The following is a 25,644-nucleotide window of genomic DNA, read 5'->3' on the forward strand; positions in this document are numbered from 1 at the left end:
GCTATCGGGGCAAGCCCCCTCCCACAGGGGGCCGTGGCGGGGCTTAGTTACTTTTCACGGCGTAATCAGGTTTTTTGTCATTGCCAGGAATGTACGGGCTCCATGGCTGGGCGCGGATCGGTTCCTGGGTCTGCCAGACCACCGAGAACTGCCCGTCGGCCTGGATCTCACCGATCATCACCGGCTTGTGCAGGTGGTGGTTGGTCTTGTCCATGGTCAGGGTGAAGCCCGACGGCGCGGCGAAGGTCTGGCCGGCGAGGGCTTCACGCACTTTGTCGACGTCGGTGGACTTGGCCTTCTCCGCCGCCTGCGCCCACATATGAATGCCCACGTAGGTGGCTTCCATCGGGTCGTTGGTCACGGCTTTGTCCGCGCCCGGCAGGTTGTGTTTCTTGGCGTAGGCTTTCCAGTCGGCGACGAATTTGGTGTTCACCGGGTTCTCTACCGACTGGAAGTAGTTCCAGGCGGCGAGGTTGCCCACCAGCGGCTTGGTGTCGATGCCGCGCAGTTCTTCTTCGCCCACCGAGAACGCCACCACCGGCACGTCGGTGGCTTTGAGGCCCTGGTTGGCCAGCTCTTTATAGAACGGCACGTTGGAGTCGCCGTTCACGGTGGAGATCACCGCGGTCTTGCCGCCCGCCGAGAATTTCTTGATGTTGGCGACGATGGTCTGGTAATCGGCGTGGCCAAACGGGGTGTAGACCTCTTCGATGTCTTTATCCGCGACGCCTTTGGAATGCAGGAACGCGCGCAGGATCTTGTTGGTGGTGCGCGGGTACACGTAGTCGGTGCCCAGCAGGAAGAAGCGCTTGGCGCTGCCGCCTTCTTCGCTCATCAGGTATTCCACCGCCGGGATCGCCTGCTGGTTCGGCGCTGCACCGGTATAGAACACGTTCGGCGACATCTCTTCGCCTTCGTATTGCACCGGGTAGAACAGCAGGCCGTTGAGTTCTTCGAACACCGGCAATACCGATTTGCGCGACACCGAGGTCCAGCAGCCGAATACCACGGCGACCTTGTCCTGGGTCAGCAACTGCCGGCTCTTTTCCGCGAACAGCGGCCAGTTCGACGCCGGGTCTACCACCACCGGTTCCAGCATCTTGCCGTTCACACCGCCCTTGGCGTTGATCTCGTCGATGGTCATCAACGCCATGTCTTTGAGCGAGGTTTCGGAGATGGCCATGGTGCCGGACAACGAATGCAGGATGCCGACCTTGATGGTCTCGGCGGCCTGCACAGTCCAGGTCATGCCCATGGCGACAATCGATGCCGATAGGGTGAAAGCCTTGAGCAAACTACGACGCTTCATGGTGCGATCTCCGGGGATTTGATTTTTTTAGTGGCAGAGTTGGAAGCTGAAGAGTGCATAGCAAGGCCTGTGCCTAAGGCCCGAAACCTCCACTTAAATCGTCACGCAGGGTGTCGCGGGCAAGCCCGGTGCACCGCTTTGGCTCGCGGTCGCAGGGTCGTGCAGGCGGGAGCCCCGAAAGAGGGCATGAATATGCGGTGCCACGCTGCTGTCCGGGTCTTCCGGGATTCGCGCTTTGCATTCAATACACGGGAGAGCCGCCACATCGATACGCGCTTTGACAAGCTCGCGAAATGCGATGCAGTAATGGCCTCACTGGCGTGTGCGATTGGGTGTTTGTGACAGTACTTTTCGTACAGGGCCTAAATAAGTCATACCTATCTACCGTCTCTGAACGAGCGGTGTACTCCATCTTTGAAGGGGTGCGTCACGGCGATTATTTGCCAGGACGCACGCTTTCTTCGATGAGGTGAAACATGAATGACTTTACGGAACTGCCGCAACAAACCCCTGGACATATACCGGTCCTTCCGGCGCTCAGCCCGTTGTTTATGTCGGCCGACGATGCCGCCCGTTGGGCTTATGAGCGGATCGACTACTCGGTGGCCGACAAGGAATACGGGGGTGCCATTCTTAAACAAGGCAACCGCTACTTCGCCACGACGCCAATTGCTGACCAGCAGTTGACCTTCGATCATCGGATCTTGCTGGCCACGGATGCCGACGACAACTTCATCGCGCCCAACGGCTACAGTTGCGAGGCGCTTTACCATTCTCACCCGCCGAACCTGGAGCAGGTGAAAGCGAGAAACCCCGGGATTAGCGATGATCATGCTTCGATGATGATCAGTTTTTTTTCGCCTGCGGACCTGAGTTTTATCATTGAGCATCGCAGCTCGGTCCGCGCTCATTATTTGTGCGGCCCCGAGGGCTCGCTGCTTAAGTACACAACCTCGGGTTCGGCGGCGGAGGTCCTGCTGAGAAAGCGCCTTCTCGGCGAGGAGCCGTTCCCGGCTTCTGCGGATCGGGAGTCATTGATCTGGATGACCGCCGATGCCGGCGACCTGCGGGTAGTGGTGCCCAACCGCCAATGGGGAGGCGTGCGTGGGCAGATGAAGCGGGGTTGGAGAGTCAATGCCGCCGTGACGCAAGTGACCCAGGAGCAGCCATTTTTCACCCAGGTATTCGCACAGCCTGAATTGGCCGTGATGGCGGCCCTAGCCCTGTCGGCGTCGGCGGCTGGCGAGTATGCCTTCGGCTTTGTACTGAAACACACCCAAAGCGAAAGTTACATCGCGACCTACCCCGAGCTCGCGCCCAGGGCATTGTTCTCGGCCATCGGGCTCTTCCCCGAGCAAGCCTCCGGCAAACTGAAGCTGCCCTCCAACTTTCGGCTCGAAGCCCTCTACTACCGCTCTAAAGCCGCGCCAACGGACATCCCCGAAAACGAGTCCTGGTTGTATGCCACATTCCCGACCCCTGCGGAGCTGGTGGCGGCCATCGTGCAGTCAGAAGCGACCCGGGACATACAGAACAAAAGCCGAGGTTTGCGCCTTTACATCGAAACCTCGGATGACGCACTGCTTGAACTCAAGGTGCCAGCGCCCAGTGATGCCGGTGCGCTGGTCAACACCGGCGACGATGGCGTGCTCGGTGACAATGGCGCCCAGACCGCGCTGAAGGCCGGCAGCCTCAGCCCGCGTGACTATGTGCGCCGGGTGATTGCCGCGACGTCGGTGTCAGTGGTCCAGGCCGGCTTGCTCTGGCGTGTCGTCGGCCCGCTGGACAACCGTTCGGCGGTGTTGAACGGTTTCTATCCGGCGGTATTGAGCCCGCCCTTTATTTCTGCCCACGACGCAGCGGTGTATGCCCACGAGCAGATCGGCCCAAGGCGCGAGCGAACCTACGGCGGCTATGTACTCAAGGACAAAGAAGGCCGCTTCTTTATCACCCAGCCCCTGGCCAGCGACGCCAACCCGTTTGCCCTCAGGCTGTTTTTTCCGACGGAGCTACCCGGCCCGTTGATCCCACCCGAGGCTTACGCGATTCACGGCCGCTACGGCTCCCACCCGGCGCTGTCGATGGTCGACCCCGACTGGGTCAAGCAGCGCAACTGGACGCGCGAAGACGCCCTCATCAACCTGCAGATTTTTGGCACCGCCCAAATCTACGATGTGATCCAGTCGGGGCGCCCGGCGTACATGTCGGCCGCCGAGGACTGCCTGCTGGCGTACACCCCGAGCGGCTCCACGCATGAGGCATTGGTGTCTGCCGGCGCTGCGCCGCAACCGGCCGGCAGCGTGCTGCAAAAACGTTTGGACAGCGGTCTGTTCAAACCCGCGCTGTGGGTCACCCGGTTGGCTGAGGCGGGTGACTTGCGGGTGATCCAAGGCAATGTGTTATGGGGCCCGCGTTCGCCGATCTATAAAGACTGGACGCCCTCTTTCGAGTACGCGCCCAGAACCGGCGCTCCCGACTATGTGACCTATGGCGCGTTGTTCGGCACGGCAGACGAAGCCGCCCGCGATCTGCATGCGCGGGTCCATGGGCGCAACCTGCCGGAGCAGGCGTACTTTGCGTTTATCCTCAAGCACCGGGACAAGGCGTTGTACCTGGCCACCGAGGTGGTGGGCGTCAATGAACGGGTCAAGCTGTTCAATCTCAACAGCGTGTTTGCGCCGACAGAAGACAATGACTATCGGTTTCCCGCTGGGTTTTCGCTCTGCGGGCTGTTTCGTTCGCAGCAATGGCAACCGACCGGGCTGTCGCCATCCAGTGCCTGGCTGACCCGCTATTTTGTGATGCCGATGGTGTTGTACGAGGCGCTGTACGAGAGCCAGCGCAGAGGGGTGAAGTACAACGGCGGTAGAAACCTGCTGGTGTACTTTTCAACGCAGGAGGGAGCCCTGTTGAGATTCGTCGCGCTGCCATTTCGCGTGGGCGGCGGCGGGCCGGTGGAAAGTGCCTTTGAACAGGCCTCCAGCGCATTGGCCTCCGGTGAAAAGACGACGCAGACCTTTGTCAGGGAGTGGGCCAACAGCGGCGAGCTCTACGTGGTGCGTACCAGCCAATGCTGGGACCAGCAAGGGCGGGTGTCGCGCACCTGGACGGGTTACGAACACCTGACCCGCCGTCGCGTGGGGCCCGCGTTTGCCAACCCGGACGATGCGGCACGGTATGCCGCGGGCATTGTCGGTGAGGGCCGGCGCCGCACCTATGGCGGCGTCCTGCTCAGGCTGCCCGATGGTGTGTTCGTCGCGACTGATCCGCTGGTGGTGCCGCCTCAGGGCTTTGCGCTGAACTGGATTTATCCCGACCCGGCGATCGCGCAAGGGCTGTACCCGCCGGGAAGTATCATCGTCGCGCGTTACCGCTCGGTGCTCAAGCAAGAGGCACAGATACTGTTTTCGGCCACGCAAAAGGCAGTCTATCAGAGCATGTTGCCCACGAGCGTGCTGTCGAACCTGCTGTACCGTGAAGTCCACATCAAGCGCGAATACGTGTTTGGCCCCGAGGGGGGCATCCTGCGTTATCAACTGACGGGGTCGGCGGAGGAGGAGGCGCTCAAGCTGATGTTGGCGCCGTTGAACCTGGTCAGGGGGGATGTGGCCGACAATGAAGTCGAACGGCAACTGCGCAGCGGAACGCTGCTCCCGGTCGACTTCGTCACGCAGGTGGCGAAGGCCGGCGATCTGCGGGTGGTCAACGGCAACCGCCTGTGGGGCCACCCGCGACGGTTGAGCGGGCCGTTCGTGCCGGACTTGGCCGAGGTCGCGGCGCTGGCGATCAAGCAGGTGTTTGCCGATGCGCCGTGCGGTCCGCTCTTTACCCAGGCTTACGACGCCGTGCGTCATGTGCAGCGAGTGTCGTCGCCGCAGGCACAGGTGCAGTTCGGTTATGTACTCAAGGATGCGCGGAAAAACCTGTACATGACGACCTTGCCGTTGGTGCGCGCCGATTACACGCGTTTCGAACAGGTCTTCGTCGATGGCCTGTTGCCCCAGGGGTATACGCTGGATGGCTTGTATCTGTGCGCCTCCACCGTGGCGATTGCGCCGACGAGCGATGACATGGCGCTGAGTTTCTTCTCGCCCCAGGTACTGGCCGGCGCGGTCAATTTTCTCAGCAACCTGGCCGGCAACGGTGCGCTGCCGCTCTACCTGCTGTGCGCCGACGGCGCGCTGCTGAGGTATTCCTTGCGAAGGCACGAGGGGCAAGCGCTGAGCAGCGAGGCCCGAACGCTCGGACCGCAGTTGCTCGAAGGCGCCTCCAGCGTCGCCGACTACGTGCGCGGGCTCGCGACCAAGGGCGACTTGTATGTGCGTGTCAGGAGCACGGTGTGGGGCAAGGAACAAAGCGTCACCGCGCAGTGGCAACCCAAGGCCGCGCCCTGGCCCGCCCAGGACAACCCACACTTCCTGTCCTTTTGCGGGCCGCTGTTCGGTCATGCCGACGACGCCGCGCGCTGGGCCGAAAAACAACTGGGCGGCTTCAAGGGCCGCGAATACCTCGGCGCCGTGCTGGCGCCGCCAAAGGCGCGGGGGCTCGTGGCGCTTGAGCCGGTGGAGGATCACCGTGCGTGGTTGGTGGACACGATTTCACAGCTGTTCTGGTTCGGTCATCTCGGCTTTGATATCACCCCCGATCATCCGCTGTTCTTCTACACCATCAAAGCGCTCCAGGCGTTTTACAAAGTCATCCCTTTGGGCCTGAATCTATCGGCGCTGGATCAGCGGTTGGTGGACAATTTTGCCGACAAAAATGATCTGCGCCTGTACCTGGACATCATCCGCAGTAACCGTCCGGTCGCCGAGAGTGTCTACCTGGCGTGTCGCGGCGGTGCGCTCCTGAAGTATGTGCCGGGTTTCACGGCGGACGAGACGCGACTGCTGAGTGTCGACTCGTCGCCTTCGCCCAGCGTGCTGGTCAGCGGCTTGCGCGCGGCCGGCACGTTGAGTGTGTTGGAAACCGATACCTTCTGGACGCGACTGGGGGCGCTGGGGGCGGAATGGCAGGTCAAGGACGTACTCGCCGAGCCGGACCCGCAGGCCGTGCTGTACGGCCGGGACAAAGACGAACTCTGACAACGGCGCGGCGCTGACCAAGCCGGCCGCCGTGGATCGCCCGGTCCCCGGCGGCACTTGACCGGCACCCGGGCGTCAAACCCGCGAAGGCTGCGCAAACAGCCGCGACAGCAGCAGGCGATCGAGCGCCCACACGACGATCAACGACGCGCCCACCAACGGGAAGGCGATCGCCAGCCCGAGCATGATCACCATCGCGGTTTTCCACTTCGGCAGGTCATGACGCAACGGCGGCACTCCGAGGCCGCCCACCGGCCGCCGTTTCCACCAGATCACCACGCCGCTGACGGCACTGAGCAGGATCATCAGGCAGATCAGCAGCACGATCAGTTGATTCACCCAGCCGAACATCTTGCCCTCGTGCAACATCACGCCGGTCTCGGTCGCCCGCGCCACGCCGTTGTAGTGTTCCCAGCGCACATCGGCGAGGACCTTGCCGGTGTACTGGTCCACATGCAGGGTGGCGTCATTGCGCGGGTCGTTGGCGAACACCGAGACAGTGAATACGCCCTCGGCGGTGGTGGGCGGGGTGATGCTGTAGCCGGGCTCGACCTTGCGCGAGGTGGCCAGGTCGACCACCTGTTGCAGGCTGATGGTGGGCGCGGCGGCGGCGGCATGCATCGCGCCGTGGTTCATGTGTTCGGCATGGTCGCCGGACACCGGCATCGGTGTGTTTTCCATGGCCCAGGGCACGGTCTGTTGCGTCGCGGTGTTGAGCACGCGCGCCTGTTGATCGGAGGTCGGCACGTTGTTCCACATCGCCGCCGGGAAGCGGTTCCACAGGTCGGCGTATTGCTTGCCCCAGAAGCCGGTCCAGGCCATGCCGCTGAGCAGCATCACCAGCAACAACGCCGCGCCCCAGAAACCGGTGACGACATGCAAGTCGCGCCAGAACACACGGCCACGGGTGTTGAAGCGCGGCCACAGCACCCCGGACGATGACTTGCCGCGTGGCCACCACAAGTACATGCCTGAGATCACCAGCATCACGCCCCAACCGGCAGCGAGCTCGACCAGGCGGTCACCCACGGTGCCGATCATCAACTCGCCGTGCAGGGCGCGGGCGATGGCTTGCAGGTTGTTTTTCGCGTCCTGCGTGCCGAGCACGGTGCCGCGATACGGGTCGACGAACACCGTCATTTCGCGGCCGCCGTCGTGCATGACGAACTGTGCGCTGCTGGTGGCGTCGGCCGGTGGCAAGTATTTGCTGAGCCGGCCCTGGGGGTAGGCGGCCTTGGCGCGTTGCAGTTGCTCGTCGGCGCTCAGCGCGCGTTCGGCGGCGGGGACGGTGAGCAGGTGGCCGTACATCAGCGGGTCGAGCTGGGGCTTGAACAGGTAGATGATGCCGGTCAGGGCCAGCAGCACCATGAAGGGCGCGACAAACAGCCCGGCGTAGAAGTGCCAACGCCAGGCCAGGTTGTAGAAGGAGATTTTTTGTGTGCTCATCAGGGGGGCTCCGCAAGGTTTTGTTTTTTGGGGGCAGTTACACCGCCATCGGGGGCAAGCCCCCTCCCACAGTTGGCATGCATTTCAAGTGTGGGAGGGGGGGGCCGATGTTTTAGAAGCTCATGTCGACCTTGGTCCAGAGCGTGCGCCCCGGCTCCTTGATGGCCTGCGGATCGTTGGCCGGGTAGCCGAACCCGGCGTTGCCGGCCAGGTTCAAGTGCTCGGCGTAGGCTTTGCCGAACAGGTTGTCGACGCCGGTGCTGACCTTGAAGTTTTTATTGATGCGGTACGCCGCGTTCAGCGAGAACACGCCAAAGCCGCCGCTCTTGTCGTAGTCCTTGCCGACCACGTTGCCTTTGTTCTGGTCGATGCGGTTTTGCGCGGCGACCACTCGCCACAGGGCGCCGGCGCTCCAGTCGTCCTCGCTGTAGGTCAGGCCCAGGCGCGCATCCAGCGGCGGCATTTGCGGCAGGGGCTTGCCGTCGCTGCTGTTCTTGCCCCAGGCGTAGGCGAGGGTGGCGTCGGCCTTCCAGTTTTGGGTCAGCTTGTACGCCGCGCCCAGTTCGCCGCCCATGATCCGTGCGTCGACGTTGCGCGCCTGGGACGTGGTGCCCATCATTCCGGTCCGGTAGTCGAACAGGATGAAGTCGCGCACCTGCCCGACGTATCCCGAGGCCCAGGCTTCGAGGTCAGCAGTCTTGTATTGCGCGCCGAAGTCGAGCTGGGTGGTTTTTTCCGGTTTCACGCCATCGAACGCGTTGACCGAACCGGCCGCGCCGGTGTTGGGGGAAAACAGTTCCCAGTAGTCCGGGAAGCGTTCGGCGTGGCCCAGCCCGGCGTAGAGCGTGGTCGGGGTGTCTGCCAGGTCGTGCTCGTAACGCATGAAGCCCGAGGGCAGGGTGTCGGCGCGGGTGTCGTCGGCGGTCGGGTTGGCGCGTGCCGACATGCCTGAGCCGATGGTCTGGCGGAAGTCTCGGGCCGAGGCGCGGTCCAGGCGCGCGCCGGTGATCAGGCGGTCGCGGTCGGCGGCGTACCAGGTCAGTTCGCCGAATACGCCGTAGTTATGGAAGTTGGCGTCCTTGTTGCGCGGCAAATCCTTGTAGGTGTCGACGCCCATGCTGCTGCGCTGGCGGTGTTCGTTGGTCTGCGCATCCAGACCGCCGATCAGTTGCAGGTCGGCCCAGCGCCAGGTCGCCTTGATCCGCGCGCCGAGGGTGCGGCGGTCGACGTTGGAGGCCATGGGGCCTGCCATCATCCCGGTGCCCGACGGGACGCGCAGGCTGTAGTTGTCCATGACGTGGTCGGCGTAGTTGTAGTAGACCTGGGCCTCGACCTTGTCCAGCACCTCGCCGATATTGGATTTTTCGAAGCGCAGCCCGAGGCTTTCGCGCAGGAACTGCGAGCCGTCCATGCCGCGCCCGGCGTAGCGCGCCTCGCCATCGCCGCGGCCGGCGGTGAGTTCGAGCAGGGTGTCGGCGTCGGGGGTGAAACCGACCGCGACGTCACCGTTCCACTTGTCGTAGCGCGAGGCGACGGTGTCGTTGTTGCCGTCCTTGTAGTCGTCGGCGTGTGCCTGGTTGCCGATCACCCGCACGTAACCCAGGGGCCCGCCGGCAGCGGCGTCGATGACTTTGTCGAAGCGCCCGTTGGAGCCGGCCAGCACGCTGGCGTTGAGCCGCGTGCCCAGTTCGCCGAAATGCTCGGGCTCGCGCTCGAACAGGATGGTGCCGGCCGACGCGCCCGGGCCCCAGAGCACGGTTTGCGGGCCTTTGATCACGGTGAGTGTGTCGTAGGTTTCCGGGGAAATGTACGAGGTGGGCGCGTCCATCCGGCCCGGGCAGGCGCCGAGCATCATGCTGCCGTTGGTGAGGATGTTCAGGCGCGAGCCGAACATGCCGCGCAGCACCGGGTCGCCGTTGGTGCCGCCGTTGCGCACCAGGGCGAAGCCGGGGATGGTCTTGAGATAGTCGCCGCCGTCGCTGGCGGGCACCGGCTGGCGCGGGTCTTTCGGGTTGGTGACCACGGTCAGCGGCGAGCTGGGGGCGATCGCGGTGATCACGGTGGGGCTCAGTTCGTGTTCGGCGTGCTCATCGGTATCGGCATGGGCCTGTGGCATCAAGAGCGCGCCGCACAGAACGGCGAACACGGGAGTGCTTCCCAAACGGGTGTCAGCAGAAAACCTGGACATGAAAAATTCCATCTATCAATCGTAAACAACACGGCCAGCAGCCTGTGGCTGTCTGTCTAACGTCGGCCGGGGTGAAGTAACGGTGTCAAGTGCTTACGCGGCGATGGGTGGGGCACGGCTGCGCGCGCCGGGGAAAATGCTCTGCCGGGCATGGCCCAGGCGCGGTGAGGGGATGAGGGCGTTGGCCGGCGATGGGGCGCCGAGGGTGAGGTAGGACACGCTGCCGGGCAGTGCCGGGCAACTGAAGAGCAGGCTGCAATAGCCGCACTTTTCCCAGAGGACGTGGTGTTCGTCGGGGGCTTGTTTTTGAGGCGGACGGTGTTGCGGTTCGCCGTGGCACTCGGGCATGTCCATGGACATGCTCATGGACATACCGGCGTGCTGATTCATCGGCATCGCTTGGGAAATCAGCGGACCGATAAAGATCATCAGCATGGCGAACAGGCTGATCCAACTGCCGCGCTTAAGGCTCACGGGCCTGCGGCGCGGCGCGGACAACCTGGCGCGAGGGGCGCCCATCAAGTGTTGGCCTACTCGCCGTGTTTATGCTCGTGGGGCGCCATCGGCGGGACTTTCTGCACGGACACTTGCACCTCGACGTCCCCGGCTTTTTCGAAGGTCAGGGTCAGTGGGAAGTGCTTGCCGTCGGCCAGTACGCTGCGGTCTTTGAGGCCCAGCAACATCACATGATAGGCCATGGGCGCGAAGGTCAAGTCACCCTTGGCCGGCACGGCAACGCTGGGCACTTGTTGCATCTTCATCAATGCGCCTTGCATCACATGCTCATGCAGTTCGGCCTTGTCCGCCACTGGCGTCTTGGCGCTGAGCAGGCGGTCCGGGGTTTCGCCGGTATTGTGAACCACAAAGTAGGCCGCGACGGTCGGCGCGTTGGGGGGCAATTCCTGGGACCAGGGATCGCTGACCAGCAGGTCGCCGGCCTTGAAGTCGTCGGCATTGGCAGCACTGAACACCGGCAGCAGCAATGCGGCCAGAAGCAGGGAAGATTTGAGCATGGCAGTTCTCCAGAACGGTTCTAAACGCAGTTCACTTGCGAAGACCATCAGACCGTTGGAGAGGCGCGCGGGTTAAGGCTCGGCCATTGCTGGCGCGGCGTCGGGGACTGCAATGACGGTGGCGGCAGGCTCTGCGCCGCCTCGAACCGCGTGACATACAACTGCGGCACATGCCCCGGCAACGCCACCAACGGCGCCGAGCCCGAGCAACACCAGCAATGCTGCATGGCGGAATGATCGTCCTGCGCCGGTGCCGGAATGTCCAACTTGCCCAGGGCAACGGTTTTCAGGCTGGCGCCATTGGACGAACAGAAACTGCCCCACAACAGTTGCTGCGCGGGGTCCTTGGACTGCTGCATCGCCCCGGCCAGCGGCATGGCAAAGGCGTTGAACAGCACTGCAAAGCAGGCGATCCAGACGATTGCAAAGCGTTGACGGGCCATGGCGGACAATCCGTAGGGTTAAACGATCAGGCGGGTATTTAGCCTGATCGGGGGGGATAAGTAAAAAGTGGCGGTGTGGTTTGGTGTCGCAGTGTGTCAGAGCGCGGTGGCGTGAAGTTTGAGCCCCAGTGCTCTCATGACCTTCATGATAGTCGCGAACTCGGGATTGCCAGTGCTGGAGAGGGCTTTGTACAAACTTTCTCGCCCCAGGCCGGCGTCGCGAGCGACTTGGGTCATGCCTTGGGCGCGAGCGATATCGTTCAGCGCTGTGCGAATCAACAGACCGTCGCCAGCATCTTCTTCAAAGCAAGCATCCAGATAGGCGGCCATCTCAAAAGGAGTCTTGAGATATTTTGCGGCATCGAAACGGGTAAAGGATTCGCTCATAAGTCACTCCTTGCGGCCAAGATTTTTTGCCATGTGTATTGCACGCTGGATGTCTCGGCTTTGTGTTGATTTGTCGCCGCCCATCAGCAGCAGATAAACCACCTTGTCTCGGCGAGTGAAGTTAACCCGATACCCAGGGCCTTGGTGGATTCGCATTTCGCAAACGCCCTCTCCTACAGCCTCACAGTCGCCGAAGTTTCCTGCTTGCGCCATGCGCAGCCTTGTCACAATGCGTACTTTTGCGAGCGGATCGCGCATTGCTTCGAGCCATTTGACAAACTCAATGGATTCTTCGAACTCAATCATCGCAAATCGTATTCCTTGGGATACAGGATGGCAAGTTGCGACGCGCTGCAACTGCAGTGCATCCCCATCGCGGAAGCGGGTGCAAAACCGCGAGAGGGGAGGTTAGGGCGGGAGCTTTTGGCTGAACTAGCCGGCTGGTTCGGAGTTGGTCGTAAGGTGAATCGTCTTTCTGCTGGGTAAACCAAACAGTGGGTGTTTTGGCTAGGTCTTCGTACAAACAGAAACGTGCGACACCTTGTTTGAGGTTGCTGGTCGCAAACGTGATCTCTAGTCTGCGGACATCGCTGCAAATTCAGCGATCATGCGACTGCTACGCCGTCGAACGGGAGCAAGTTCCCACATTGGCGAGGTGTCGTTTAGCGAGACGATATTGCCTGTAGCACCGCAGCCACGGCTGTAAATTCTCGATCCGCCGCAGCCAACACCGGCCGCCTCAACACCAACACCGGCACCCCTCGCTCGCGCGCCACTTCCAGCTTCGGTTCGGTGGCGGTGCTGCCACTGTTCTTGCTGATCAGCACATCGATCTTTTGTCGTTCGAACAACGCGCGCTCGTTTTCGATCAGAAACGGCCCACGCGCGCCGATGACTTCGCAGCGTTCATTGCCCGGATACACCTCCAACGCGCGCAGTGTCCAGAATTGCTCCTGCGGGATCTCATCAAGATGCTGCAACGGCTCGCGGCCCAAGGTGAACAGCGGGCGCTTGAAGGGTTTCAGGGCCTCGATCAGCTCGGCCCAGTCAGCGACTTCGCGCCAGTCATCCCCCGCTTGCGGTCGCCACGCCGGGCGGCGCAGGGCCCAACATGGCACACCGCACAACCGTGCTGCCTGGGCGGCGTTGTGGCTGATCTGTGCCGCATACGGGTGGGTGGCGTCGAGGATCAGGCCGATGTGTTCGTCGCGCACGAACTGCGCCAACCCTTCAACCCCGCCGTAGCCACCGACACGCACCTGGCAGGTGAGGTCGGTCGGCACGCGGCCCACACCGGCCAGACTGTAGATATGTTCGGGGCCCAGGGTGCGGGCGATGGCGAGGGCTTCGGTGACGCCGCCCAGTAGCAGGATCGGTTTCATAGGGGCTTGATCAGGTCCAGCAGGGTGATCGGCAGCGCCTGGCGCCAGGTGTCGAATTCACCGAGCGGCTGGGCCTGGGCCACGTGGAGGCGGGTCAGTTCGCCGCCGTGTTGGGCGCGCCAGGCCATCAGGGTCATTTCGCTTTGCAGGGTCACGGCGTTGGCGACCAGGCGGCCACCGGGGCGCAGGTGCTGCCAGCAGGTCTCGAGCACGCCGTCGCGGGTGACGCCGCCGCCGATGAAGATCGCGTCGGGCGTTTCCAGGCCGCCGAGGGCCGCAGGCGCGGTGCCGCGCACCAGTTGCAGGCCGGGCACGCCGAGGGCGTCGCGGTTATGTTCGATCAGGCCTTGGCGGCCGGCATCGGCTTCAATCGCCAAGGCGCGGCAGCTCGGGTGGGCGCGCATCCACTCGATGCCGATGGAGCCGCTGCCCGCGCCCACGTCCCAGAGCAATTCGCCGGGCAGTGGCGCCAGGCGGGCCAGGGTCATGGCGCGCACGTCGCGTTTGGTCAGTTGGCCGTCGTGTTTGAACGCCACATCCGGCAGGCCGGCGAGGCGCGACAGGCGCGGGGCGTCGGCGTCGGCCAGGCAGTCGATGGCGACCAGGTTCAGATCGGCGACCGCGGCGTGCGGCCAAGCGTGGGCCACGCCATCGACACGCCGCTCAGCCGCGCCGCCCAGGTGTTCAAAGACGCTGAGGCGGCTCGGCCCAAAGCCGGATTCAGCCAACAGCGCGGCAATCGCGGCAGGGCTCTGCCCGTCATTGCTCAACACCAGCAAGCGCACGCCGCTGGCCAGATGTGCATTCAACGCCGCCAAGGGGCGGGCCACCACCGATAACGTCATCACGTCCTGCAACGCCCAGCCCAGACGCGCCGCCGCCAGCGACACAGAGGAGGGCGCCGGCAAAATCAGCATCTCTTCAGCCGGCACCTGCCGCGCCAGGCTGGCGCCGACGCCGTAGAACATCGGGTCGCCGCTGGCCAGCACGCACACCGGTTCACCGCGTCGCGCCAATAGCGGCGCCAGGGAAAACGGGCTCGGCCACAACTGGCGTTCGCCGCGCACGCACACTGGCAACAGGTCCAATTGGCGCTGGCCACCGATGATCCGCGCGGCACGCAACACGGCGTGCCGGGCGTTTCTGCCGAGCCCTTTGAAGCCGTCTTCACCGATGCCTATTACCGTCAGCCAGGGCGACATATGAATTCCTTGAACGACATCCGACGGGCAGGCTTTTCATGCCGTCGGACAAAGCAGGCATAATACCGCGCCTTGACCCGCGAACCGGTAGCCCCGTGAACCCAATCCCTGCTCTGAACACCTTGCGCCCCTCGGCTTGCCCGGGGTTGCTGCGTATCGTCCAGGCGTTGGACGGCGGCATTTGCCGGATCAAACTGGCCGGCGGCGCGATCAGCGCCGCACAAGCCCATGCCGTGGCGGACGCGGCCCAGGCCTATGCGGGCGGGGTGATCGAGGCGACCAACCGCGCCAACCTGCAGATCCGCGGGATCGGTGCCGAGCAGCAGGCCTTGATCGCGATGCTCCTTGCCGCAGGCCTCGGCCCCAGCACCGCCGCCGGTGACGACGTGCGCAACCTGATGCTCAGCCCCAGCGCCGGTATCGACCCGCAGATGCTGTTCGATACGCGCCCGCTGGCCGACCAGATCCTCGCCACCCTGCAAAACCACACGCGCTTCCACGAGCTGTCGGCCAAGTTCGCGGTGCAACTGGATGGCGGTGAAACCCTGGCGATGCTCGAACATCACCATGACCTGTGGCTGTCGGCCTTTGAGCAGGGCGGCGAAACACTGCTCGCGTTCGGCCTGGCCGGCTGCCCGGGGTTGGATGCGCCGTTGGCGGCCGTGCGCTTGGAGCAGGGGCATGCCTTGGTGGTGGCGGTGTTGGAACGGTTTCTGGACCTGGCCACGCCGGCGCAAACACGCATGCGTCATCTGCCTGTGGATAACTTCCTGGTCGGGCTGGACCTGCCGTTATTGCCGGTCGATGGCTTCAAGCGCCCGGCCAGCGGGGCGTGGCTGCACCTGGGAAGTTATCCACAGCGTCAGCACGGTCGGGTCTACGTGACCGCCGTGACGCCGCTGGGTCGACTCGACGCCTCCATGCTCAAGGGCGCAGCGCAACTCGCCGATGAGTATGGCGACGGCACGCTGCGCTTTACCCCCTGGCAAGGCCTGCTGCTGCCCAACGCCAAATGCCAGGATGCCGCCGCGATCACCGCGCGCCTGGAACAACTGGGTTTCCTCTGCTCGGCCGACCAGCCGCTGGCGCAGCTGATCGCCTGCACCGGCTCCAGCGGCTGCGGCAAAGGCCTGGCCGATACCAAGGCCGACGCGATGCAACTGGCCGCGCTGCGCCCCGGCCACGCGGTACATCTGTCTGGCTGCGCGCGTTCCTGCGCCGCCGCGCACATCGCGCCGGTGACCTTGCTGGCGGTCAGCCCCGGCCATTACGACGTCTATTTTCGCGAAGCAGCCCAGCCCGGTTTCGGCCGGCTGCACGCGCGCACTCTTTCTATTGAAGCGGCGGGCGCCCTGCTGCGCGCTCACCCACGGAGCAACACCGATGATTGATTACATCCGCGACGGTCAGGAGATCTATCGCAACTCCTTTGCCATTATTCGCGCGGAAGCCAGGTTGGAGCGCATCCCGGCCGACCTGGAAAAACTCGCGGTGCGCGTGATTCATGCCTGCGGCATGGTCGAGGCGATCGACGGCCTGCAGTTCTCCGCAGGCGCAGGCAGGGCCGGGCGCGAGGCGCTGGCCGCCGGTGCGCCGATTCTGTGCGATGCGCGGATGGTGTCCGAAGGCGTGACCCGTGCGCGGCTGCCGGCCAACAACGAAGTGATCTGTACCCTGCGCGACGAACGCGTGCCGGCGTTGGCGCAGAAGCTGGGCAACACCCGCTCCGCCGCCGCCCTGGAACTGTGGCGCCCGCACCTGGCCGGCAGTGTGGTGGTGATCGGCAATGCGCCGACCGCCTTGTTCTACCTGCTGGAAATGCTCGACGCCGGCGCGCCGAAACCGGCGTTGATCCTTGGCTTCCCGGTGGGCTTCGTCGGCGCCGCCGAATCCAAGGCGATGCTGGCCGCCGACAGCCGTGGCGTGCCGTTCGTGATCATGCAGGGCCGCCTGGGCGGCAGCGCGATGGCGGCCGCGGCGGTCAATGCCCTGGCCACGGAGGTCGAATAATGCCGGCACGCGGACGTTTGATTGGCCTGGGCGTCGGCCCCGGCGACCCGGAACTGATCACCCTCAAGGCCCTGCGCCTGCTGCGCGAATCGCCTGTGGTGGCGTACTTCGTGGCCAAGGGCAAAAAGGGCAACGCCTTCGGCATCATCGAAGACCACCTGGTGGCGCAGCAAACCCTGATGCCGCTGGTGTACCCGGTGACCACCGAAGCGTTGCCGGCGCCGCTGTCCTATGAACAGGTGATCAGCGATTTCTACGACAGCGCCAGCCAGGACGTCGCCGCGCACCTGGACGCCGGCCGCGATGTGGCGGTGATCTGTGAAGGCGACCCGTTCTTCTACGGCTCCTACATGTACCTGCATGACCGTCTGGCCGAGCGCTACGAAGCGCAGGTCATTCCCGGCGTGTGTTCGATGCTCGGTGGCGCCTCGGTGCTCGGCGCGCCGCTGGTGTATCGCAACCAGAGCCTGTCGGTGCTGTCGGGGGTGCTGCCCCATGAAGACCTCAAGCGTCGCCTGGCGGATGCCGACGCGGCGGTGATCATGAAGCTGGGGCGCAACTTCCCCAAGGTGCGCCAGGTGCTCGAAGAACTCGGCCTGGCCGAGCGTGCGCTGTATGTGGAGCGCGCGACCATGGCCAACCAGAAAATCGTCCCGCTGGATCAAGTCGAGCCGATGTCCTCGCCGTATTTCTCGCTGATCATCGTGCCCGGTGAACGGTGGCAAGGTTGATGCGCCCGGCGATTGTCATCCTCGGGCAGGGCAGCCTGGCCACGGCGCGCAGGATTGCGCAGGTGTATCCGGGCGCGGTGATCCACGGCCTGCAGGGCCGGGTCGACGGCGCGGACCAGAGCTACCGCGAATTCGGCGCGACCCTGCGCCAGCTCTATCAGCAAGGCACGCCGCTGATCGCGCTGTGCGCCGCCGGTATCGTGATCCGCACCCTGGCGCCGCTGCTGCTGGAAAAAGGCGAAGAGCCCGCCGTACTGGCCGTGGCCGAAGACGGCAGTGCGGTGGTGCCGTTGCTCGGTGGCCTGGGCGGGGTGAATGACATGGCCCGGGAGATTGCCGCGGCGTTGGGCGTGGCCGCCGCGATCACCACCAGTGGCGAGCTGCGTTTCGGCACGTGCCTGCTCAACCCGCCGGCCGGTTATCAACTGGCGGACCTGGAGCTGGGCAAGCGCTTCGTCAGCGACCTGCTTGCCGGCGAAAGCGTGCGTATCGAAGGCGCGGCGCCGTGGCTTGACCAGGCCAACCTGGCGCAGGACCGACAGGCGCGCCTGGCGATCCACGTAGGCAGCGCCGAGCGCGTACCGGCGGCCAACGAGTTGCTGATTTATCCACAGAGCGTGTGCGTCACCTGCAAGCCCGGCGCGCAATTGGCGCAGCGTGTGCGTGGCGCGTTGCATGCCTCGGGGATTGCCCTGCAGTCACTGGCCTGCCTGTTGGCCAGCGATACCCAGATGGCCGAACCGTCGTTGCACGAAGCGGCGTTGGAATTAGGCGTGCCGCTGCGTTTCGCCGAGGTGGAGCAAGCGGCGGACATCGTTGTTTCGGTCGCCGAGCAGCCCTTGGACGTGTCCCAGGTCGGTCGCCCGCGTGGCCGTCTTGCGGTGATCGGCCTTGGCCCTGGCGCCGCCGACCTGATGGTGCCGGCGGTGAAGGCCGAACTGGCGCGCTGTACCGATGTGCTGGGGTACGAAACCTACGTCCGCATGGCCGGGCCGTTCCGCGACGATCAGGTGCAGCACTGCACCGACAACCGTGAAGAAATGCAGCGCGCCCGCCACGCTTTCGCGCTGGCCGCTCAAGGCCGGTCGGTGGTGGTGGTGTCGTCCGGTGACCCTGGTGTGTTCGCCATGGCGGCGGCGGTGATCGAGGCGCTGCACGAGTCCGACGACCCGGCCTGGCACCAGGTCGAGCTGGAAATCCTGCCGGGCGTTTCCGCGTCCCTGGCCACCGCCGCCCAGGCCGGCGCGCCGTTGGGGCACGACTTCTGCGTGATGTCGCTGTCGGACAACCTCAAGCCCTGGTCGATCATCGAGCAGCGCCTGGACCTCGCGTCCCAGGCCGACCTGGCCCTGGCGTTCTACAACCCGATCTCGCGTGCGCGGCCGTGGCAACTGGGGCGTGCCCTGGAGATTGTCGCGCAACACCGCAACGCCGCAACGCCGGTGGTGCTGGGCCGCGATATCGGGCGGCCGGGCCAGACCCTGCGCGTGACCACGCTGGGGCAACTGACCCCGGAACAGGTGGACATGCGGACCATGGTGCTGATCGGCTCGTCCACCACCTGCGCGTTCCCGCGCGCCGGCGGCGGTGAGTGGGTGTACACGCCGCGCTGGTATGGCGAAAAACCGGCCTCCTGAAAACCGCCGCGCGAGCGCCGGAAAGCTCCGAATGACGCTGGGTGAACACCTGCCGTGATTCGGGGCTTTTTCTTTTTTTATCGATGAAATCCGGAACTGCCCGCGGGGCGCCCAACGAATGCTGGGCTGCGCTGTGCGAGCGCTGCCGGCAAGGGATGTTTGTCGTGTGGAAAGCCCGTCGGCGCCTGGACTAGTGTGGACACACGCCCCATGTGGGGTGCTTGTGGAGAACTGAAAATGGAGCGACATCACAGAAGGATCAACAGTACCAAGCGGCGCAAATTGATTGCCGCCTATAAGCTGCCCGGCGCGCCGGGGACGCACGCGGCTTTACCGCTGGATACCGAGGACGGCTGCAACGCAGCGGTGGTCAACAATGGCGTGATCTCGTTCGCCGACGGCCTGAGCGGCCTGAACCGCGAATACATCCGCAAAAGCTATCTGTTGGCCAGCAGCTACGTCAGCGATGTCTTGAAGATCAGTCGCGGCACGGAGGGCTGGTACGACGAATTTATCAAGGTGATGATCAGCCTGGGCTGGCTGCCGGTGCGCAGCCGGTTCGAGCGGGTCTCAAGCGCCGGCAAGGGGCTGACGGTGCAACTGGCGGCGCTGAATATCATCGCCACCCTGCTGGCCTCGACCTCACTGGCCGGGCCTCTGCTGACGGCGCTGCCGAAACTGGCCGCCGATGCGCTGGAAACATTGAAACAGATGCCGGCGTCATTCGAGCTGTTCAAGCGCAATAGCAGCGTGCATCAGGGCGGCGATTTTGGCTTGGCGTCCTGCGCCGAAACCGACGGCGAAGTCATGATGGTGCTGGTGACCTACAGCTCCCATGGCGTCAGCAAGCACGTGGGGCTGCCTTTTCTTGAGTGGGACAGTTCCTCGTTCGAGGCCTTCAGCGGGCAAACCTGCCTGGTGCTGAATACCTCGGTGGTCAACGAAAAAACCATCCAGTTGATGCGTGAGAGTGCGGGCGACAAGGTGCAACTGGCGATCGCCAAATACCGGATCTAAGGCACCAGGTAGCCGCGCACCCCGGTAAAGATGATTTGTGCGGCCAAGGCGCACACGAACAAGCCCATCAAGCGACTGACAATCTGCAAGCCCTGGTCACCGAGAATCCGTTCGATACGGTTGGACAAATACAGCACCACGCCCACCGTGAAGCTGGCCAGGGCGATGCTGAGGATGGCAGCGATTTTGTCGTCCCAATGGGGCTGGCTGACACCCATCACCAGCAGCGCCCCGATGGTGCCGGGGCCGACGGTGAGCGGAATGGTCAGCGGCACGATGGTCACGTCCTGCTGCACGTTATCGGTCTGCACCGCCGACTTGCCCTGCGCCATGCCCAGGGCCGAGATGAACAGCACACTGCCGGCGCCGATGCGGAAAGCGTCCACGGTGATGCCGAACACGCTGAAAATCACCCGGCCGAACAGGTAGAGCAAGACGCTCGACACCAGCGTCGCCAACGCCACTTTCCAGGCCAGGCGTCGCCGTTCCTTGCTCGAATAGCCGCGGGTCAGGCTGATAAAACAGGACAACACGAAGAACGGGCTGTAGAGCACCAGCATCTTCAGGTAAACGCTGAATAACACGTGGAGCATGGGGGTGGCTCGCGACAGAAGAAGATTGGCGGAGTCTATCAGGCGACAGAGATCAAATGTGGGAGGGAGCTTGCTCCCGATGGCGGTGTGACAGTCAGCTTATTTGTAACTGTTCCAGCGCTATTGGGAGCGAGCTTGCCATCGTCGGCTTTCAGTCGATGCATCGGTGACTGGTCCACCGCCATCGGGGGCAAGCCCCCTCCCACATAGGATCTGTGGTGTTCATCCATTGTGTGGCAGACGCAGGCTCAGTGTGGGAGGGGGCTTGCCCCCGATAGCGGTGTGACAGTCAGCTTATTTGTAACTGCTCCAGCGCTATCGGGAGCAAGCTTGCCATCGCCGGCTTTCAGTCGATGCATCGGTGACTGGTCCGCCGCTATCGGGGCAAGCCCCCTCCCACATAGGATCTGTGGTGTTCATCCATTGTGTGGCAGACGTAGGCTCAGTATGGGAGGGGGCTTGCCCCGATGGCGGTGTGACAGTCAGCTTATTTGTAACTGTTCCAGCGCTATCGGGAGCGAGCTTGCCATCGCTGTCTTTCAGTCGATGCATAGGTGACCGGTCCGCCGCCATCGGGGGCAAGCCCCCTCCCACATAGGATCTGTGGTGTTCATCCATTGTGTGGCAGACGCAGGCTCAGTGTGGGAGGGGGCTTGCCCCCGATGGCGGTGTGATAGTCAGCTTATTTGTAACTGTTCCAGCGCTATCGGGAGCAAGCTTGCCATCGCCGGCTTTCAGTCGATGCATAGGTGACTGGTCCACCGCCATCGGGGGCAAGCCCCCTCCCACATAGGATCTGTGGTGTTCATCCATTGTGTGGCAGACGCAGGCTCAGTGTGGGAGGGAGCTTGCTCCCGATAGCGGTGTGACAGTCAGCTTATTTGTAACTGTTCCAGCGCTATCGGGAGCAAGCTTGCCATCGCTGTCTTTCAGTCGATGCATAGGTGACTGGTCCACCGCCATCGGGGGCAAGCCCCCTCCCACATAGGATCTGTGGTGTTTATCCATTGTGGGGCAGACGCAGGCTCAGTGTGGGAGGGGGCTTGCCCCGATGGCGGTGTGGCCGTCAGCTTATTTGTAACTGTTCCAGCGCTATCGGGAGCGAGCTTGCCATCGCTGTCTTTCAGTCGATGCATAGGTGACCGGTCCGCCGCCATCGGGGGCAAGCCCCCTCCCACATAGGATCTGTGGTGTTCATCCATTGTGTGGCAGACGCAGGCTCAGTGTGGGAGGGAGCTTGCTCCCGATAGCGGTGTGACAGTCAGCTTATTTGTAACTGCTCCAGCGCTATCGGGAGCAAGCTTGCCATCGCCGGCTTTCAGTCGATGCATCGGTGACTGGTCCGCCGCTATCGGGGCAAGCCCCCTCCCACATAGGATCTGTGGTGTTCATCCATTGTGTGGCAGACGTAGGCTCAGTATGGGAGGGGGCTTGCCCCGATGGCGGTGTGACAGTCAGCTTATTTGTAACTGTTCCAGCGCTATCGGGAGCGAGCTTGCCATCGCTGTCTTTCAGTCGATGCATAGGTGACCGGTCCGCCGCCATCGGGGGCAAGCCCCCTCCCACATAGGATCTGTGGTGTTCATCCATTGTGTGGCAGACGCAGGCTCAGTGTGGGAGGGAGCTTGCTCCCGATAGCGGTGTGACAGTCAGCTTATTTGTAACTGCTCCAGCGCTATCGGGAGCAAGCTTGCCATCGCCGGCTTTCAGTCGATGCATCGGTGACTGGTCCGCCGCTATCGGGGCAAGCCCCCTCCCACATAGGATCTGTGGTGTTCATCCATTGTGTGGCAGACGTAGGCTCAGTATGGGAGGGGGCTTGCCCCGATGGCGGTGTGACAGTCAGCTTATTTGTAACTGTTCCAGCGCTATCGGGAGCGAGCTTGCCATCGCTGTCTTTCAGTCGATGCATAGGTGACTGGTCCGCCGCCATCGGGGGCAAGCCCCCTCCCACATAGGATCTGTGGTGTTCATCCATTGTGTGGCAGACGTAGGCTCAGTGTGGGAGGGGGCTTGCCCCCGATGGCGGTGTGACCGTCAGCTTATTTGTAACTGTTCCAGCGCTATCGGGAGCGAGCTTGCCATCGCTGTCTTTCAGTCGATGCATAGGTGACTGGTCCGCCGCCATCGGGGGCAAGCCCCCTCTCACATAGGATCTGTGGTGTTCATCCATTGTGTGGCAGACGCAGGCTCAGTGTGGGAGGGGGCTTGCCCCCGATGGCGGTGTGACAGTCAGCTTATTTGTAACTGTTCCTGCGCTATCGGGAGCAAGCTTGTCATCGTCGGCTTTCAGTCGATGCATCGGTGACTGGTCCACCGCCATCGGGGGCAAGCCCCCTCCCACATTCGATCGCATTTGACGTTAAGAGGGTGCATGCTCCGGCCGTGGCTGACGCTGCGCCACCCAGTACTCCACCAGCTCGCGCAATTGTGACAATTCCACCGGCTTGGCCATGTGCCCGTCCATCCCGGCCTGGCGTGCGCGCTCTTTATGTTCCGAGAGGATGTGTGCGGTGAGCGCCACCACCGGCGTGCGAATGCGCTGGTGGCTGACTTCCCAGGCCCGCAACTGTTGGGTCGCGGAGAAGCCATCGAGGATCGGCATTTCACAGTCCATCAACACCAGATCATAGCGCTGGGCCTTCATCGCCTGCAGGGCTTCTTCGCCGTTGCTCGCGGTGTCCGGGTTGAGGTTGAGCTTGCCGAGCATGCCGCGGATGACTTTGGTGGAGATGCTGTTGTCTTCGGCCACCAGGATGCGGAAGTCGCTGGGCACGATGATGGCCGCGGGCGCGTTGAGGGGCGCGCGTGGCTGCCCGCCGCCTTTGCTGCGCTGGGTCAGTTCGTCGGCCAGGGTGGTCTTGAGGGTGTAGCCGGCCACCGGCTTGGCGAGGATGCGCTTGATCCCGCAATTGCGCGCGATGATCTTGCTCGGCGCGTTACTGATGCCGGTGAGCATGATCAGCAGGATGTCGTGGTTGAGGCTCGGGTCTTCCTTGATCTTGGCCGCCAGTTGCATGCCGGTCATGCCGGGCATGTTCTGGTCCAGCAGCACCACGTCGAAGTAATCACGCAGGTGCGCCTTGGTGCGCAACAACGCCAGGGCTTCCTTGCCCGACGGCACGGCGCTGACATTCAGGCCCCAGGCGGTGCATTGCTGCACCAGCACTTTGCGGCAGGTGTCGTTGTCGTCCACCACCAGTACCCGCGCACCCTTGAGCGGGCCGTCGAGGTCGGAGGTCGGGTGTTCCAGGCGTTCAGGGTCCAGCGGCAGGGTCAGCCACAGGGTGCTGCCTTGTTGTGCGCCGCTCTTGACGCCGAATTCGCCGTTCATCAACAGGATCAACTGGCGCGCGATGACCAGGCCCAGGTGGCCGCTCAAGCGGGTGGCCGAGAGGAAGTTCTTGCTGTGCAGTTCGCTGTGCAGCAACGCATCGCGTTCGGCGGCTTCCATTGGCAGGCCGCTGTCCTGCACGGCAATGCGCAGGCGCGGCTTGGGGCTGCGCTCGTCGAGGGCGACGACGATCAACACTTCGCCTTCATCGGTTTTCTGCAGGGCGTTTTCCAGCAGGCTCAACATCGCCTGGCGCAGGCGCGTCGGGTCGCCGCTGATCACCCGCGGCACCTGGGGCTGGATAAAGCTGATCAGCTCGACGTTCTGCTGCTCGGCCTTGGCGCGGAAGATGCTCAGGCAGTCGTCGATCAGCGCATTGAGGTCGAACTGCACGTCGTCCAATTCGATCTGCCCGGATTCCAGCTTGGAGATATCGAGGATTTCGTTGATCAGTGTGAGCAGTTCGTTACCGGCGCTGTGGATCGTCTGCACATAGTCGCGCTGTTTGACCGACAGCGGCGTGCCCAGCAGCAGCTCGGTCATGCCCAGCACGCCGTTCATGGGGGTACGGATTTCGTGGCTGATCTTCGCCAGGAACTCGGCCTTGGCGGCGATTTCGGCGTTGCTGGCCGCCAGCTCGCGGCTGAGGCTGAAGCGTGCTTCGACGATGGCGCGCTGGCGTTCGCCGAGGGCCAGGCTCATCAGCAGGCCACTGAGGCAGATAAAGCTGAGCAGGGTAATGATCAAGCCTTGCGGCGCCAGCAACGTGAGGCCAAGCAAGGCAGGCAGGATGATCAGTGTGCCGATGTTGAACACCACCATCCCCGCCACGAACAACCGCGCCGGCCGGTAGCCTTTTTGCCAGTGATAGGCCGAGACAAACAACATGCTCAGGCCGGCCAGGGCCACCAGGGCGTAAGTGATGATGTTCAGCGGCAACGTGTTGACGAACAACAGCAGCAGGCCGCACAGCACGATCAACAGAATGTCGGCCATCAACAGTTTGTTCAGCGGGTGCGGGCCCAGCGGCATGAAGAAGCGATAGGCAAACATCAGCCCGCACGGTGCGGTCAGCAGCAGGGCGAGGTAGGCGCCCGGCGTCTGGATCGCGTGCCAGTTCTGCAGCCATGGCCCCAGCAGGTTGAGCAGCAACGCCAGGCTGAGCAGTAGCAGCACTTCGCAGGCCGCCAGCCACAGGCTGCTGCGTGAGCGGTGGTAGGCGAAGCGGGAGAGGTTGTGCAGGATCAGCATCAGCAGGCAGCCGAACAGCAGGCCGTAGATCAGCGTCTGGCTTTGGTCGGCGGCGGCGAGTACGGCCGGCTCCAGGGTGATATAGGGGCGCAGTTCGTGTTCCGAGACCAGGCGCAGGTACACCTCAAGGGGCTTCGGGCTCTGGGGCATCGGCAGCATGAAGTCGCTGCTGGGCAGCGGGCGCTCGGCCTGGGGCTGGCGCGTGCCGGTGGTTTGCTGTTCCACCAGGGTGTCGCCATCCAGCACATACAGACTCAGGAGGGAAACGTCCGGGGCAAACACCCGCAGCACTTGCTCGTGCTGGCCGGGTTGCAGCTTGAAGCGTACCCACAACGCACCGTCCGGCTCGGCGGCAGTGATCCGGTCCAGTTCGATGGGGCTGAATTGATTGGTGTAGCGGGGCGAACGGATATCGCTCAGTTGCAGGTCGGCCTGTTCATCAAGCAATACTGCCCAGCCACTGCCTTGCGCAGCGGCCTGGGCCGGGAGCAAACAGAGCAGTGTCAGCAGACTGACAGTGAAACCTATGGCGATCCTGAGCCAGCGCACGGCGAAATCCCTTCGTAGGTTGAAGCACGGGTTAACTATGCGCGGGGTCATACGAGTACGGCAAGGGC

The 25,644-nt window shown here is 63.4% G+C and carries 18 protein-coding genes; 6 read left to right on the forward strand and 12 right to left on the reverse strand.

What is annotated here, in order from left to right:
* Positions 1–43 precede the first annotated feature (43 nt).
* The gene (gene urtA, locus RGV59_RS08790) at positions 44–1,309 is read right to left on the reverse strand and encodes an urea ABC transporter substrate-binding protein (RefSeq protein WP_104904031.1); all 1,266 of its coding nucleotides are present in this window, start codon (positions 1,307–1,309) and stop codon (positions 44–46) included.
* Positions 1,310–1,785: 476 nt separating this feature from the next.
* Between urtA and RGV59_RS08795 the strand changes: the two genes are divergently transcribed.
* Complete coding sequence (locus RGV59_RS08795) at positions 1,786–6,393, forward strand: DUF4329 domain-containing protein (protein WP_126585392.1); 4,608 nt, start codon at positions 1,786–1,788, stop codon at positions 6,391–6,393.
* A gap of 75 nt (positions 6,394–6,468) precedes the next feature.
* On the opposite strand, the gene RGV59_RS08800 is transcribed toward RGV59_RS08795, so the two are convergent.
* From RGV59_RS08800 to cbiE, 9 genes are all read right to left on the reverse strand, one after another.
* Entirely contained in the window at positions 6,469–7,839 is a 1,371-nt protein-coding gene (locus RGV59_RS08800) for a PepSY-associated TM helix domain-containing protein (RefSeq protein WP_126585393.1), read from the reverse strand.
* A 112-nt stretch (positions 7,840–7,951) separates the two neighbouring features.
* On the reverse strand, positions 7,952–10,027 hold the full coding sequence (locus RGV59_RS08805; RefSeq protein ID WP_026140374.1) for a TonB-dependent copper receptor: 2,076 nt from the start codon (positions 10,025–10,027) through the stop codon (positions 7,952–7,954).
* 93 nt (positions 10,028–10,120) lie between these two features.
* Positions 10,121–10,546: a DUF2946 domain-containing protein gene (locus tag RGV59_RS08810; RefSeq protein ID WP_108526128.1), complete on the reverse strand. Its 426-nt coding sequence runs from the start codon at positions 10,544–10,546 to the stop codon at positions 10,121–10,123.
* A gap of 11 nt (positions 10,547–10,557) precedes the next feature.
* Complete coding sequence (locus RGV59_RS08815) at positions 10,558–11,040, reverse strand: copper chaperone PCu(A)C (protein WP_046384861.1); 483 nt, start codon at positions 11,038–11,040, stop codon at positions 10,558–10,560.
* A gap of 47 nt (positions 11,041–11,087) precedes the next feature.
* Positions 11,088–11,483, reverse strand: a complete 396-nt coding sequence (locus tag RGV59_RS08820) for a DUF2946 domain-containing protein (RefSeq protein WP_046485671.1) — start codon at positions 11,481–11,483, stop codon at positions 11,088–11,090.
* 96 nt (positions 11,484–11,579) lie between these two features.
* Positions 11,580–11,870, reverse strand: a complete 291-nt coding sequence (locus tag RGV59_RS08825) for an addiction module antidote protein (RefSeq protein WP_017849687.1) — start codon at positions 11,868–11,870, stop codon at positions 11,580–11,582.
* A gap of 3 nt (positions 11,871–11,873) precedes the next feature.
* The gene (locus tag RGV59_RS08830) at positions 11,874–12,176 is read right to left on the reverse strand and encodes a type II toxin-antitoxin system RelE/ParE family toxin (protein WP_126585394.1); all 303 of its coding nucleotides are present in this window, start codon (positions 12,174–12,176) and stop codon (positions 11,874–11,876) included.
* A 356-nt stretch (positions 12,177–12,532) separates the two neighbouring features.
* Positions 12,533–13,252: a cobalt-precorrin-6A reductase gene (locus RGV59_RS08835; protein ID WP_126585395.1), complete on the reverse strand. Its 720-nt coding sequence runs from the start codon at positions 13,250–13,252 to the stop codon at positions 12,533–12,535.
* The gene (gene cbiE, locus RGV59_RS08840; RefSeq protein ID WP_126585396.1) at positions 13,249–14,454 is read right to left on the reverse strand and encodes a precorrin-6y C5,15-methyltransferase (decarboxylating) subunit CbiE; all 1,206 of its coding nucleotides are present in this window, start codon (positions 14,452–14,454) and stop codon (positions 13,249–13,251) included. The genes RGV59_RS08835 and cbiE overlap by 4 nt, the downstream gene beginning before the upstream one ends.
* Positions 14,455–14,492: 38 nt before the next feature.
* On the opposite strand from cbiE, the gene cobG reads away from it, so the two are divergent.
* From cobG to RGV59_RS08865, 5 genes are all read left to right on the forward strand, one after another.
* Positions 14,493–15,845 carry a precorrin-3B synthase gene (gene cobG / locus RGV59_RS08845; RefSeq protein ID WP_032805131.1) on the forward strand — a complete coding sequence of 451 codons (1,353 nt, stop codon included), beginning with the start codon at positions 14,493–14,495 and terminating at the stop codon, positions 15,843–15,845.
* A complete protein-coding gene (locus RGV59_RS08850) occupies positions 15,838–16,464 on the forward strand; it encodes a precorrin-8X methylmutase (RefSeq protein WP_017849678.1) in 627 nt (208 codons plus the stop codon). The genes cobG and RGV59_RS08850 overlap by 8 nt, the downstream gene beginning before the upstream one ends.
* Positions 16,464–17,195, forward strand: coding sequence for a precorrin-2 C(20)-methyltransferase (locus RGV59_RS08855; protein WP_017849677.1), 732 nt, complete (start codon positions 16,464–16,466; stop codon positions 17,193–17,195). The genes RGV59_RS08850 and RGV59_RS08855 overlap by 1 nt, the downstream gene beginning before the upstream one ends.
* Positions 17,195–18,832 (forward strand): precorrin-3B C(17)-methyltransferase, encoded by a 1,638-nt coding sequence (gene cobJ / locus RGV59_RS08860; RefSeq protein ID WP_102618967.1) that lies wholly within the window; start codon positions 17,195–17,197, stop codon positions 18,830–18,832. The genes RGV59_RS08855 and cobJ overlap by 1 nt, the downstream gene beginning before the upstream one ends.
* Positions 18,833–19,069: 237 nt before the next feature.
* A complete protein-coding gene (locus RGV59_RS08865) occupies positions 19,070–19,849 on the forward strand; it encodes a hypothetical protein (protein WP_046384853.1) in 780 nt (259 codons plus the stop codon).
* On the opposite strand, the gene RGV59_RS08870 is transcribed toward RGV59_RS08865, so the two are convergent.
* Positions 19,846–20,442: a MarC family protein gene (locus tag RGV59_RS08870; protein ID WP_017849674.1), complete on the reverse strand. Its 597-nt coding sequence runs from the start codon at positions 20,440–20,442 to the stop codon at positions 19,846–19,848. The two genes, RGV59_RS08865 and RGV59_RS08870, sit on opposite strands and share 4 nt — an antisense overlap.
* A gap of 2,362 nt (positions 20,443–22,804) precedes the next feature.
* Positions 22,805–25,576 carry a hybrid sensor histidine kinase/response regulator gene (locus RGV59_RS08875; RefSeq protein WP_126587074.1) on the reverse strand — a complete coding sequence of 924 codons (2,772 nt, stop codon included), beginning with the start codon at positions 25,574–25,576 and terminating at the stop codon, positions 22,805–22,807.
* Between the last annotated feature and the right edge of the window lie 68 nt (positions 25,577–25,644).

The sequence above is a fragment of the Pseudomonas sp. FG1 genome, assembly GCF_034313875.1.
In the GTDB taxonomy this organism is placed as follows: Bacteria; Pseudomonadota; Gammaproteobacteria; order Pseudomonadales; family Pseudomonadaceae; genus Aquipseudomonas; species Aquipseudomonas veronii.

Coding starts and splice junctions, on each gene's coding strand:
- urtA (WP_104904031.1), bottom strand. CDS start 1,309: ATGAAGCGTCGTAGTTTGCTCAAGGCTTTCACCCTATCGGCATCGATT.
- RGV59_RS08795 (WP_126585392.1), top strand. CDS start 1,786: ATGAATGACTTTACGGAACTGCCGCAACAAACCCCTGGACATATACCG.
- RGV59_RS08800 (WP_126585393.1), bottom strand. CDS start 7,839: ATGAGCACACAAAAAATCTCCTTCTACAACCTGGCCTGGCGTTGGCAC.
- RGV59_RS08805 (WP_026140374.1), bottom strand. CDS start 10,027: ATGTCCAGGTTTTCTGCTGACACCCGTTTGGGAAGCACTCCCGTGTTC.
- RGV59_RS08810 (WP_108526128.1), bottom strand. CDS start 10,546: ATGGGCGCCCCTCGCGCCAGGTTGTCCGCGCCGCGCCGCAGGCCCGTG.
- RGV59_RS08815 (WP_046384861.1), bottom strand. CDS start 11,040: ATGCTCAAATCTTCCCTGCTTCTGGCCGCATTGCTGCTGCCGGTGTTC.
- RGV59_RS08820 (WP_046485671.1), bottom strand. CDS start 11,483: ATGGCCCGTCAACGCTTTGCAATCGTCTGGATCGCCTGCTTTGCAGTG.
- RGV59_RS08825 (WP_017849687.1), bottom strand. CDS start 11,870: ATGAGCGAATCCTTTACCCGTTTCGATGCCGCAAAATATCTCAAGACT.
- RGV59_RS08830 (WP_126585394.1), bottom strand. CDS start 12,176: ATGATTGAGTTCGAAGAATCCATTGAGTTTGTCAAATGGCTCGAAGCA.
- RGV59_RS08835 (WP_126585395.1), bottom strand. CDS start 13,252: ATGAAACCGATCCTGCTACTGGGCGGCGTCACCGAAGCCCTCGCCATC.
- cbiE (WP_126585396.1), bottom strand. CDS start 14,454: ATGTCGCCCTGGCTGACGGTAATAGGCATCGGTGAAGACGGCTTCAAA.
- cobG (WP_032805131.1), top strand. CDS start 14,493: ATGCCGTCGGACAAAGCAGGCATAATACCGCGCCTTGACCCGCGAACC.
- RGV59_RS08850 (WP_017849678.1), top strand. CDS start 15,838: ATGATTGATTACATCCGCGACGGTCAGGAGATCTATCGCAACTCCTTT.
- RGV59_RS08855 (WP_017849677.1), top strand. CDS start 16,464: ATGCCGGCACGCGGACGTTTGATTGGCCTGGGCGTCGGCCCCGGCGAC.
- cobJ (WP_102618967.1), top strand. CDS start 17,195: ATGCGCCCGGCGATTGTCATCCTCGGGCAGGGCAGCCTGGCCACGGCG.
- RGV59_RS08865 (WP_046384853.1), top strand. CDS start 19,070: ATGGAGCGACATCACAGAAGGATCAACAGTACCAAGCGGCGCAAATTG.
- RGV59_RS08870 (WP_017849674.1), bottom strand. CDS start 20,442: ATGCTCCACGTGTTATTCAGCGTTTACCTGAAGATGCTGGTGCTCTAC.